Genomic DNA, 11922 nt, shown 5'->3' with positions numbered 1-11922 from the left:
GCGAGCGCAGCAATCCGGAATCTTTCGGCGGCAGCAGTCTGGATTCGCCGCGCTCGCAATGACGGGAGAGGCCGGAGGTTCCATCTGCTCGCGAGCCGGTGGCGGAGATCGAATGGTTATGAAAGTCATCGGCCTTGCAGGCTGGAGCGGCGCGGGCAAGACCACGCTGTTGACGCGGCTGATCCCGCATTTCAAGGCGCAGGGCCTGCGTGTCTCCGTCATCAAGCATGCCCACCATCGGTTTGACGTCGACGTGCCCGGGAAGGATTCGTGGCGCCACCGCGAGGCCGGGGCGGCCGAGGTGCTGGTGGCGTCGTCGAACCGCTGGGCCTTGATGCACGAGTTGCGAGGCGCAGCCGAGCCGCGGTTGCCGGAACTTCTCGGCAAGCTGTCCGCGGTCGATCTCGTCGTGGTCGAAGGCTTCAAGCGCGAGCCGCATCGCAAGATCGAGGTGCATCGCGCTGCCAACGGCAAACCGCCGCTGTTTCCTGATGATCCCGGCATTGTCGGGATTGCGACCGACACTGCGGTTGAAACCCGGCTGCCGACCGTCCATCTCGATGACATCGAGGCTGTAGCGGCTCTCATGCTGCGTGCCGCGATAAAGCTCGAGGATGTGATGGCAAGGAGCGCGGCGGCGCGCTGACGAGGCACCATGGCGCAACTGTCGGACGATTGCTTTGCTTTCGGCGGATCGATGATGTCGGTCGACGAGGCTGTTGGCCTGATCACGACCCGCGTCCACGCGATTGCCGACCTTGAGACGGTGGCGCTCGTGGATGCCGACGGGCGCGTGCTGGCGCGCGATATCGCGGCGCCGCTGCCGTTGCCGCCTTTCACCAACTCTGCCGTCGACGGCTACGCCGTCGGCGATGCGGATCTTCCGCGGGACCGGGAACAGGCCTTCCCGCTCGATGGCCGTATCCAGGCCGGCGGCCTTGCGCAGGCGCCGATCAAGCCCGGCCACACCGCACGCATCTTCACGGGCGCGCCGATGCCGCCGGGGGCCGGGACCGTGTTCATGCAGGAGGATGTCCGGATCGATGTATCAGGAAAGATCGTGCTGCCATCAGGGCTGAAGTCGGGTGCGAATGTCCGGCCGGCGGGCGAGGATATCCCCCTTGGCCACATCGCGCTGCGAGCAGGTCTGCGACTGCGGCCGCAGCATGTTGCCCTTGCCGCCGCCTTTGGTCTGACCCGACTCGATGTGGTCAGGCGCATTCGCGTCGCCGTGTTCTCGACCGGCAACGAGTTGGCCTCGCCGGGCGAGCCGCGTGCGGCCTCGCAGCTGTTCGATTCCAACCGTTTCATGCTGATGGCGATGCTGCGCCGGCTCGGCTGCGAAGTCTCCGATCTCGGCATTCTCCGCGACGAGCGCGCCTCGCTCGCGAACGGATTGAAACAGGTGGCGGGCCACCATGATCTGATCCTCACCACCGGCGGCGTCTCGACCGGCGAGGAGGACCACGTCAAGGCAGCGGTCGAGAGCGTCGGCTCGCTCGTGCTGTGGCGGATGGCGATCAAGCCCGGCCGGCCTGTGGCGATGGGCATCATCGGCGGCACGCCGTTAATCGGGCTGCCCGGCAATCCCGTCGCAAGTTTCGTCACATTCGTTCACGTGGTGCGGCCAACCGTGCTCGCGCTCGCCGGCGGCCTGCCGGAGCCGCTAGCGCCGATCCCGCTGCGTGCGGCGTTCACCTATAGGAAGAAGCTGGGTCGCCGCGAATATGTTCGCGCCTCCTTGCGCCGCGGACAGGATGGCGCGCTGGAGGCAATCAAGTTCCCGCGCGAAGGAGCAGGCCTGCTGTCGTCATTGGTGGAGACCGACGGCCTCATTGAACTCGGCGAAGATATCACGCGCGTCGAACCCGGCGACCTCGTGGGTTTCCTGTCCTACGCCAACCTGCTCTGAGTCCCTCGCGTTGACGCAATCGATCCCTCCCGCCATGTTGCCCTGATGACCAGAACGACGCTTGATCTCACCGGGCTCAAATGCCCGTTGCCGGCCCTCAAGACGCGCAAGGCGCTGAAACCATTGCAGCCGGGCGATCAGCTCGAAGTCCACTGCACGGATCCCTTGTCGGTAATCGACATTCCGAACCTGATCCGCGAGACGGGCGACACGGTAGAGATCACCGAGCGCAACGAGGCGCGCATCGTGTTCTTGATAGAAAAGGCGAATGGCTCGATAGAAGGCGCCAATGGTGCGCTGCGTGCTTAGGCGCGTTACCGCGCTGATACCGACCTTTTGTCTATCGACATCGATCCCGGCTTCTGCCCCAATTGACTTTGTCCGCGCGGGCGCGGAGGTTGAGTCTTGTCCGCGATACGCGGATCAGCGGGCTACGCACAAAGCCTGCAAATGGTATCGGGCATAGAGTCCCGGTCGAGGGGTTAACTTTTCAGACACGCGTGACAATCCTGGCGCGTGTCGGGTGATCGTGCGGAGCAGCAGGGACGCTGCGCCGCAATGGGCTGAGGAACAGGATCGTAGCGGCAGTCTCGCTCAGAAGGGCGACTGCAGGGGAGGAGTGCATGACGACAATCGAGAGCGCGGGAAGGATTTCAGGCGCTGGCGCTGGAATTTTCGATCGCGAACATACGGTGGCAAAGGCAGGCTTCAACCGTTGGCTGGTGCCGCCGGCTGCGCTCTGCATCCATCTCTGCATTGGCATGGCCTATGGCTTCTCCGTGTTCTGGCTGCCGCTGTCGCGCGCGATCGGCATCACGCAGAGCAAGGCCTGCCCGGACATCTCGCTGTTCCAGGAGCTGTTCACCACCACCTGCGATTGGAAGGTCGCGAGTCTGGGTTGGATGTACACGCTGTTCTTCGTGCTCCTCGGCGTCTCCGCCGCGATCTGGGGCGGCTGGCTCGAGCGCGCCGGCCCGCGCAAGGCGGGTGCCGTCGCGGCCTGCTGCTGGGGCGGTGGTCTTCTGATCGGCGCCTTCGGCGTCTATATCCACCAGCTTTGGATCATGTGGCTGGGGTGCGGCGTGATCGGCGGCGTCGGTCTCGGCCTCGGTTACATCTCCCCGGTGTCGACGCTGGTGAAATGGTTCCCGGACCGTCGCGGTATGGCGACCGGCATGGCCATCATGGGTTTTGGCGGCGGCGCCATGATCGGCGCTCCGCTCGCCAACCTCCTGATCAACTATTTCAAGACGCCGACCTCGGTCGGCGTCTGGGAGACGTTCGTCGCGATGGGCGTCATCTACTTCGTCTTCATGATGATCGGCGCGTTTGCCTATCGCGTGATCCCGGTCGGCTGGCAGCCCGAGGGCTGGACGCCACCGAGCGAAAAGAAGTCGATGATCACCGAGCATCACGTGCATCTCGACAATGCGCACAAGACGCCGCAGTTCTGGCTGATCTGGTGGGTGCTCTGCCTCAACGTCTCGGCAGGCATCGGCGTGATCGGCATGGCCTCGCCGATGTTGCAGGAGATCTTCGCCGGCAAGCTGATCGGTCTGCCCGATCTCACTTTCAGCCAGCTCTCGACTGAGCAGAAGACCGTCATCGCCGGCATTGCGGCGGGATTTGCCGGTCTGTTGTCGCTGTTCAACATCGCAGGGAGGTTCTTCTGGGCCTCGCTGTCCGACTACATGGGCCGCAAGAACACCTACTACACGTTCTTCCTGCTCGGCATCGCGCTCTACGCGCTGGCGCCGACCTTTGCGGCGATGGGCTCGAAGCTGCTGTTCGTGGTCGGCTTCGGCATCATCCTGTCGATGTATGGCGGCGGCTTTGCGACCGTGCCCGCCTATCTCGCCGACATGTTCGGCACGCAGTTCGTCGGTGCCATTCACGGCCGGTTGCTGACGGCGTGGTCGACAGCGGGCATTATCGGCCCCGTCGTGGTGAACTACATACGCGAGTTCCAACTCGCCGCCGGTGTGCCGCGCGATCAGCTCTACAACACGACGATGTACATCCTCTGCGCCATGCTGATCGCCGGCTTGATCTGCAACTATCTGATCAAGCCCGTCGATCCCAAGTGGAACATGAGCCAGGAGGAGGTCGCCCGCTTGCAGGCGGCCAGCGCGAAGAACGAAGCGGCGATCCAGCACGGCTCGTTTGGCATCGGCAGGGGCGGTCTGGACGCCAAGGCGGCGCTGTTCTGGGCTTTCGTCGGAGTTCCCTTGGCCTGGGGCGTCTGGAAGACGCTGGAGAGCGCGGTCAAGATCTTCTGATCACAGATCCATGCCGCCGCGGAAGGTCACATGGCCTTCCGCGCGCTTCTGCCGAACTGTTCAAGAACAGAATCCAGGGGGATTTCATGCTTCGCACCCGTATCTGCCTTGCCGTCATGATGCTGGCAGCAAGCCTTCACACTGCGTCCGCGCAGACCGCGACGACGCCCGCCGCGTCTGCACCTGCAGCGACGACCGACGCCAAGCCGCCGGGCAAGATCAAGCTCACCATGCAGAAGCTGAAAGACATGAAAGCCAAGTGGGCCGCCAATAAGCCGAAGCTGAAGGCGTGTCGCGCCGAGGTGAAGGCCAAGGGGCTGATCGGCGATGACCGCTGGTTCTATATCCAGGACTGTATGGACAAGTCCTGAGCGGGTTCTGCCCGAAGAAGTATCGCGAAGCGGCGGCCTCCCCCGTAAAGCATTACAGCGTCTTTCTAAATTCTCTCTTGCATCTGGCATACCAGAGACTAGAGTTCTGTTCAGTCGGGTTCGATCCACTCTGCCGCGGGAGCCGCGGTTCCCGGATGATCGTTCCTAGAAATCAGGGCGGTCCACGATGGTGGCGCCTCTGAGATCATCGCGCTTTTGAGGAGAACGCGACGTTTCCATGAGCAGCAACGACGACGTTCACAAGGTCAGGGAATTCGAGCATCCGGGCGAGGGGCGCCGGCGCGCCAAGGCGACGCCCAAGGGGCGTCAGGTCGATCCGACCGCCGCGCATGAGATCGAGCAATTGCTCGGAGATCGCCCGCGGCGGCGCGATCTCCTGATCGAATATCTGCACCTGATCCAGGACACATATCACCAGATCTCGGCTGCGCATCTCGCCGCGCTTGCCGACGAGATGAAGCTGGCCTTCGCCGAAGTGTTCGAGACCGCCACCTTCTATGCGCATTTCGACGTGGTGAAGGAGGGCGAGCCTGATATTGCGCCGCTGACGATCCGCGTCTGCGATTCGCTGACCTGCGCGATGCTCGGGGGCGAGAAGCTGCTTGCGGATTTGCAAGAAGCCTCAGGGCCCGGCATCCGCGTGGTGCGCGCGCCCTGCGTCGGCCGCTGCGATACCGCGCCTGCCGCGGAAGTCGGCCACAACTTCGTCGATCACGCGACCGTTGCCAATGTGATGGCTGCGGCGAAAGTCGGCGATACTCACGCGCATCTGCCTGATTATACCGATTACGACGCTTATGTTGCCGGCGGCGGCTACAAGCTGCTCGGCCGCTTGCGCTCGGGCGAACTGTCGACGGACGATCTCTTGAAGTCGCTCGACGATGCTTCGCTGCGCGGCCTCGGCGGCGCGGGCTTCCCGACGGGACGCAAATGGCGTGCGGTGCTGGGCGAGCCCGGTCCGCGGCTGATGGCGATCAATGGCGACGAGGGCGAGCCCGGCACGTTCAAGGACCGCTATTATCTCGAAACCGATCCGCATCGCTTCATCGAGGGCATGCTGATCGGCGCGCATGTGGTGCAGGCCTCCGACGTCTACATCTATCTGCGCGACGAATATCCGGCCTCGCGCGAGATCCTGGCGCGCGAGATCGCAAAGTTGCCTGCGGGCGGCCCGACATTGCACATGCGCCGCGGCGCCGGCGCTTACATCTGCGGCGAAGAGTCTTCGCTGCTCGAAAGCATCGAAGGCAAGCGCGGGCTGCCCCGCCACAAGCCGCCTTATCCGTTCCAGGTCGGCCTGTTCGGCCTGCCGACGTTGATCAACAACATCGAGACGCTGTGGTGGGTGCGCGACATCGTCGAGAAGGGGGCTGACTGGTGGAAGGGCCATGGCCGCCATGAGCGTCATGGCTTGCGCAGCTTCTCGGTCTCGGGGCGCGTCAAGAATCCGGGCATGAAGCTTGCGCCTGCGGGCATCACCGTGCGCGAGCTGATCGATGAATTTTGCGGCGGCATGGCCGATGGCCACAAGTTCTATGCGTACCTTCCGGGCGGCGCCTCCGGCGGCATCCTGCCGGCGTCGATGGACGACATCCCGCTCGATTTCGGCACGCTGGAGAAATACGGCTGCTTCATCGGTTCGGCCGCGATCGTGATCCTGTCGCAAAAGGACAGCGTGCGCGCGGCCGCACTGAACCTGATGAAGTTCTTCGAGGACGAGAGCTGCGGCCAGTGCACGCCGTGCCGCGTCGGAACCCAGAAGGCGGCGCTGCTGATGCAGAAGCCGGTCTGGAACCGCGCATTGCTGGAAGAATTGAGCCAGGCGATGCGCGATGCCTCGATCTGCGGACTTGGCCAGGCGGCATCGAATCCGCTGTCCTCCGTGATCAAATATTTCCCTGACGAGTTCAAGGAAGCGGCCGAATGACCAAGATTACGTTCGAGCTCGACGGCAAGCAGGTCGAGGCCAGGCCCGGCGAGACGATCTGGCAGGTCGCCAAACGCCAGGGCCGCGACATCCCGCATTTGTGCTATTCGCCCGCGCCCGACTATCGCCCCGACGGCAATTGCCGCGCCTGCATGGTCGAGATCGAGGGCGAGCGGGTGCTGGCGGCTTCGTGCAAGCGCACGCCGTCGGTCGGCATGAAGGTGAAGACCGAATCCGCGCGCGCGACCGCCGCGCAAAAAATGGTGATGGAGCTGCTGGTCGCCGATCAGCCGGCGCGCGAGACCAGCCACGATCCGGATTCGAAATTCTGGCACTGGGCCGAGACCACGGGCGTCACCGATAGCCGCTTCCCGGCTGCCGAGCGCTGGGAGACCGACGCCAGCCATCCGGCGATGCGGGTCAATCTCGATGCCTGTATCCAGTGCGGCCTCTGCGTGCGCGCTTGCCGCGAGGTCCAGGTCAACGACGTCATCGGCATGGCTTATCGTAGTCACGGCTCGAAAATCGTGTTCGACTTCGACGATCCGATGGGTGAGTCGACCTGCGTTGCTTGCGGCGAATGCGTGCAGGCCTGTCCGACCGGCGCGCTGATGCCGGCTGTGATGCTCGACGACAAGCAGACCCGCGTGACTTACGCCGACAGGAAGGTGGATTCGCTCTGCCCGTTCTGCGGCGTCGGCTGCCAGGTCACCTACGAGGTCAAGGACGAGAAGGTGATCTACGCCGAGGGCCGCGATGGTCCGGCCAACCACAACCGTCTCTGCGTCAAGGGCCGCTTCGGCTTCGACTACATCCACCATCCGCATCGCCTGATCAAGCCGTTGGTGCGGCTGCCGAATGCGAAGAAGGATGCCAACGACCAGGTCGATCCGGCCAATCCGTTCACGCATTTCCGCGAGGCCAGCTGGGACGAAGCGCTCGACATCGCCGCCAAGGGCCTCGTCAAGATCCGCGACGAGAAGGGCGTGAAGGCGCTCGCCGGGTTCGGCTCGGCCAAGGGCTCCAATGAGGAGGCCTATCTGTTCCAGAAGCTGGTCCGCACCGGCTTCGGCTCGAACAACGTCGATCACTGCACCCGGCTATGCCATGCCTCGTCGGTCGCCGCGCTGTTCGAAGGCCTGAGCTCCGGCGCGGTGTCGGCGCCGTTCTCGGCGGCGATGGACGCGGAAGTGATCTGGGTGATTGGCGCCAATCCGACCGTCAACCATCCGGTGGCCGCGACGTTCATCAAGAACGCGGTCAAGCAGAACGGCGCAAAACTGTTCGTGATGGATCCGCGCCGGCAGTCGCTGTCGCGTCACGCCACCAAGCATCTGCAGTTCAAGCCCGGCTCCGACGTTGCCATGCTGAACGCGATGATCAACACGATCATCACCGAAGGTCTGACCGACGATCAGTACATCGCCGGCTACACCGAGGGCTTCGAGGACCTCAAGGAGAAGATCAAGGAGTTCACGCCGGAGAAGATGGAGCCGATCTGCGGCATCCCGGCGCAGACGCTGCGCGAAGTCGCGCGTACCTTTGCACGCGCCAAATCGTCGATCATCTTCTGGGGCATGGGCATCAGCCAGCACGTCCACGGCACCGACAATGCGCGCTGCCTGATCGCGCTGGCGCTGATCACCGGCCAGGTCGGCCGGCCCGGCACCGGCCTGCATCCGTTGCGCGGCCAGAACAACGTGCAGGGCGCCTCCGACGCCGGCCTGATCCCGATGTTCCTGCCGGACTACCAGCCGGTCGGTCGCGACGATCTGCGCGGGGCTTTCGAAAAGCTGTGGCAGCAGGATCTCGATCCCGTCCGCGGCCTGACCGTGGTCGAGATCATGAACGCGATCCATGCCGGCGAGATCAGGGGCATGTATATCGAGGGTGAGAATCCCGCGATGTCCGACCCTGACTTGCAGCATGCGCGCCAGGCGCTCGCGATGCTCGATCATCTCGTGGTGCAGGATCTCTTCGTCACCGAGACCGCGTTCCACGCCGACGTCATCCTGCCGGCCTCGGCGTTTGCCGAGAAGGACGGTTCCTTCACCAACACCGATCGCCGCGTCCAGCTCGCGCGTCAGGTCATCAAGCCGCCGGGCGATGCGCGGCAGGATCTCTGGATCATCCAGGAGATCGGCAAGCGTATGGGGCTGCCGTGGAATTATTCCGGCCCTGGCGACGTCTACACCGAGATGGCGGAGCTGATGCCGTCGCTGAAGAACATCAGCTGGGAGCGGCTGGTGCGCGAAGGCGCCGTCACCTATCCGGCCGATGCTCCCGACCAGCCCGGCAACGAGATCATCTTCACCACGGGCTTCCCGACCGCGAGCGGTCGCGGCAAGATCGTGCCGGCCAAGGTCATCCCGCCGGATGAGCTGCCGGACGATGAATATCCGATGGTGCTGTCGACCGGCCGCGTGCTGGAGCACTGGCACACCGGGTCGATGACCCGCCGCGCCCAGGTGCTCGATCAGATCGAGCCCGAGGCGGTCGCGTTCATGTCGCCGAAAGACATGCGCAAGAAGCAGCTGGTGCCGGGCGATTTCATCCGCCTTGAAACCCGCCGCGGCGCGGTCGAGGTCAAGGTGCGGTCGGATCGCGACGTGCCCGAGAACATGGTGTTCATGCCGTTCTGCTATGCGGAAGCGGCGGCGAACCTGCTCACCAATCCGGCGCTCGATCCGTTCGGCAAGATCCCGGAGTTCAAGTTCTGCGCGGCGAGGGCCGAGCGCGCGGAGATGCGGGACGCGGCGGAGTAGGGCGGCGGTCGGGAGCTTGCTGCACAAACCGGTGTCATGCCCCGCGAAGGCGGGGCATCCAGTACGCCGCGGCCAATCGGCTCAATCACAGCTGTCTCGGAGTACTGGATCGCCCGGTCAAGCCGGGCGATGACAGTGATCGTGTAGTACCGGCTTGCCGCTCACCTCTTCGTTCCGCGCCGCGACGGTGCTAGACGTACCCCATGTCCAAGGTCACTCCCGCCACCCGCGCGCTCACCGCCGCCGGTGTCGCCTTCACCGTCCACACCTACGACTACGACCCCGATGCCGAAAGCATCGGCCTGCAGGCGGCCGCCGCGCTCGGTGAAGACCCGGCGCGCGTGCTGAAGACGCTGATGGCGCTTGTGGATGGCAAGCCGGTTTGCGTCATCGTCCCGTCCGATCAGGAAGTTTCGATGAAGAAGCTCGCAGCGGCCGCGGGGGCCAAGTCGGCGCAGATGATGAAGCCGCCGGAAGCCGAGCGCGTCACCGGCTACAAGGTCGGCGGCATCAGCCCGTTCGGGCAGCGCAAGCAGGTCGCCACCGTGATCGAGAGAAGCGCGCTCGCGCATGACCTCGTCTATCTCAACGGCGGCCAGCGCGGCTTGCAGGTGCGGATGAAGCCGACCGATGTGCGGGATGTTCTGAAGGCGGTTGCCGTGGATGTGCTGGCCTGACGGCAATTGAAAGAGATCCGGCGGTTACGACGGCGTGGCACCCTGGCTCCGGCCGGGGCGCTTGAGTTCACGCTGCAAATAGAAAGATGCATATCGAGGGACGACCGGCATCACCGTCGCTTGTGTTTGGGCAGAGGTTCGCTTCGGGGCCAGAAGCTGACTACTCGGCGGGCCCTTGGTATCGCAGAAATTCAATTTCAGCCAGTGTAGTTGCAACTCCCGTAGGCGTAAAGACGGCCTACAGCTTAGCTCTTATGCTTGCCTCTCGCTTGACGATCGACGTCGCCCGAACGACCCTGCGCGTGCGACCACTGGCAAGTCGATTTGTTCTGAGAATGCATGGGATGTGCGTTGCGGTCGCTACAGAATGGAGCTGCGCGTGAAACAGTCATCTCCCAGGGGCGCAGCGCTTGCTGGAAAGATTGAGATCGGCGACCTGACGGTTAAATTACAGCGCATGACTAGGTTCATTTGCCTCGTTGCGCTGGGTCTCGCTTGCACCGGCATCACTGAAGCTCAAGAGTTGAGGTCTTCAAACGTGGTGTACCCCAGACCTCAATGGGAAGCAGTAGAACCGAAGGTAGCAGGTTGGTCCGAGGATTTGCTTGAGAAAGCACGTATCTATTCGGCGGCGGCCGGCTCAAGCGCCGTTATGGTAGTTCATCATGGACGCGTGGTCGCGGAGTGGGGCGACACGCACCGTAGGCTGGATGTCGCATCGGTGCGCAAGAGCTTGCTCAGTTCGCTGCTAGGGATCGCTATCGAAGAAGGACAGGTCAAGCTTTCGGATACGCTTGGTCAGCTCGGGATCGACGATAAGGCACCCAGCCTAACGCCCACCGAAATGCAAGCCACGCTTGCCGACCTTCTGACGTCTCGCTCGGGAGTCTACCACGCGATCGATCTGGAGCCTCCGGCTGTGGCGGCAAAGCGGCCACCTCGCGGCAGCCATGCCCCGGGTGAATTCTGGTATTACAACAATTGGGACTTCAACGCCGCTGGCTCAATTTACGAAAAAGTGGCCGGTGCAGGCATCTTCAACGCATTCAAACAACGCATCGCCGATCCCATCGGAATGCAAGATTTCAGTGTAGAAGCCTGCTACTACGGCGAGACCAACGTTTCCAACCACAGGCACTATGGGTTTCGCCTCAGCGCACGCGATCTCGCACGCTTCGGGCTGCTCTACCTGCGCGATGGCCGTTGGAATGAACAACAAATCGTCCCTGCCAATTGGGTTCAGGATAGCGTCAAGCCGCGAGCAAAGCCGCACAGCGAGCTTTTTCCGGGCCGAGGATATGGCTACTTGTGGTGGTCGGGCTTTGCCAGCGACTGGGCACCCACGGTTACTTTGCCAAAGAGCACGTTCTATGCCTTGGGCTTCGGCTCGCAATATCTTTTCGTGCTGCCGGCCCAAGACATTGTCATCGTGCACCTGGTTGATATGGAGCGGGAGCACTGGTCATGGGTGAGCGACTTTCAAATCGGCAGGCTGCTTTGGCTGATACTATCGGCTGCGCGCGTCGATGACATAGGCCCCGATACGTCCGTTGCAAGGGCAATCTTGGCATCGGCCGACCTGCTGAAAGACTCTCTACCCGGCAAGACTCTCCGCTACGCTGAAACGGCTCTCGACGGGCCGTATTTCATGCGCCTCGCCACTGACGGTACGGCGTCTTTGCAAAAAGGCGAAGCACGCAAACAGGTCTACTCTGGTAAGTGGTGGGTCGATGGCAACAAACTCTGCCGTGGCTGGGATAAGTTTCTTCCTCGTTTTGACTGCTGGCCCGTCTCGAAAGGCGGCTCCACCATCAGCCTGTACGGCGACCACGACACAATGTTCTTGCAGGGGTCTCTTGAAACTGAATGAGCGTGTTCAAATGCCCTCCGCTGTGGGTCATTAGCAGTAGATGCCGACCAGTCGGAGCGAGTTCCGCTTCACCCGCGGAAGCTGACGTATAAGTGCAAGC

9 protein-coding genes are annotated in these 11922 nt (G+C 63.1%); all 9 read left to right on the top strand.

Translation table 11 applies throughout. The features are described 5' to 3' along the window. Positions 1-118 precede the first annotated feature (118 nt). The 9 genes from mobB to HYH07_RS06125 all read left to right on the top strand — a co-directional run bounded on the left by mobB (position 119) and on the right by HYH07_RS06125 (position 11822). Complete coding sequence (gene mobB, locus HYH07_RS06165) at positions 119-646, top strand: molybdopterin-guanine dinucleotide biosynthesis protein B (RefSeq protein WP_220001764.1); 528 nt, start codon at positions 119-121, stop codon at positions 644-646. Between the two features lie 9 nt (positions 647-655). After that, on the top strand, positions 656-1912 hold the full coding sequence (gene glp, locus HYH07_RS06160; RefSeq protein ID WP_220001644.1) for a gephyrin-like molybdotransferase Glp: 1257 nt from the start codon (positions 656-658) through the stop codon (positions 1910-1912). Between the two features lie 45 nt (positions 1913-1957). Continuing rightward, on the top strand, positions 1958-2221 hold the full coding sequence (locus tag HYH07_RS06155) for a sulfurtransferase TusA family protein (RefSeq protein WP_220001643.1): 264 nt from the start codon (positions 1958-1960) through the stop codon (positions 2219-2221). A gap of 314 nt (positions 2222-2535) precedes the next feature. Next, entirely contained in the window at positions 2536-4191 is a 1656-nt protein-coding gene (locus HYH07_RS06150; protein ID WP_220001642.1) for an OFA family MFS transporter, read from the top strand. 86 nt (positions 4192-4277) lie between these two features. Further along, on the top strand, positions 4278-4562 hold the full coding sequence (locus HYH07_RS06145) for a hypothetical protein (protein ID WP_220001641.1): 285 nt from the start codon (positions 4278-4280) through the stop codon (positions 4560-4562). A 238-nt stretch (positions 4563-4800) separates the two neighbouring features. Then, positions 4801-6510: an NADH-ubiquinone oxidoreductase-F iron-sulfur binding region domain-containing protein gene (locus tag HYH07_RS06140; RefSeq protein ID WP_220001640.1), complete on the top strand. Its 1710-nt coding sequence runs from the start codon at positions 4801-4803 to the stop codon at positions 6508-6510. After that, complete coding sequence (gene fdhF / locus HYH07_RS06135; RefSeq protein ID WP_220001639.1) at positions 6507-9275, top strand: formate dehydrogenase subunit alpha; 2769 nt, start codon at positions 6507-6509, stop codon at positions 9273-9275. Before HYH07_RS06140 ends, fdhF begins: the two co-directional genes overlap by 4 nt. Positions 9276-9478: 203 nt before the next feature. Beyond that, positions 9479-9952 carry a Cys-tRNA(Pro) deacylase gene (gene ybaK, locus HYH07_RS06130; protein ID WP_220001638.1) on the top strand — a complete coding sequence of 158 codons (474 nt, stop codon included), beginning with the start codon at positions 9479-9481 and terminating at the stop codon, positions 9950-9952. A 379-nt stretch (positions 9953-10331) separates the two neighbouring features. Next, positions 10332-11822, top strand: coding sequence for a serine hydrolase (locus HYH07_RS06125; RefSeq protein ID WP_220001637.1), 1491 nt, complete (start codon positions 10332-10334; stop codon positions 11820-11822). Positions 11823-11922: the final 100 nt, after the last annotated feature.

Origin of the sequence: Bradyrhizobium sp. BR 10261 (assembly GCF_019455395.1) — a bacterium.
GTDB classification, from domain to species: domain Bacteria; phylum Pseudomonadota; class Alphaproteobacteria; order Rhizobiales; family Xanthobacteraceae; genus Bradyrhizobium; species Bradyrhizobium manausense.
The sequence above is the reverse complement of the archived record's forward strand: the minus strand, read 5'-3'. Positions and strand labels throughout refer to the sequence as shown.

Coding starts and splice junctions, on each gene's coding strand:
- mobB (WP_220001764.1), top strand. CDS start 119: ATGAAAGTCATCGGCCTTGCAGGCTGGAGCGGCGCGGGCAAGACCACG.
- glp (WP_220001644.1), top strand. CDS start 656: ATGGCGCAACTGTCGGACGATTGCTTTGCTTTCGGCGGATCGATGATG.
- HYH07_RS06155 (WP_220001643.1), top strand. CDS start 1,958: ATGACCAGAACGACGCTTGATCTCACCGGGCTCAAATGCCCGTTGCCG.
- HYH07_RS06150 (WP_220001642.1), top strand. CDS start 2,536: ATGACGACAATCGAGAGCGCGGGAAGGATTTCAGGCGCTGGCGCTGGA.
- HYH07_RS06145 (WP_220001641.1), top strand. CDS start 4,278: ATGCTTCGCACCCGTATCTGCCTTGCCGTCATGATGCTGGCAGCAAGC.
- HYH07_RS06140 (WP_220001640.1), top strand. CDS start 4,801: ATGAGCAGCAACGACGACGTTCACAAGGTCAGGGAATTCGAGCATCCG.
- fdhF (WP_220001639.1), top strand. CDS start 6,507: ATGACCAAGATTACGTTCGAGCTCGACGGCAAGCAGGTCGAGGCCAGG.
- ybaK (WP_220001638.1), top strand. CDS start 9,479: ATGTCCAAGGTCACTCCCGCCACCCGCGCGCTCACCGCCGCCGGTGTC.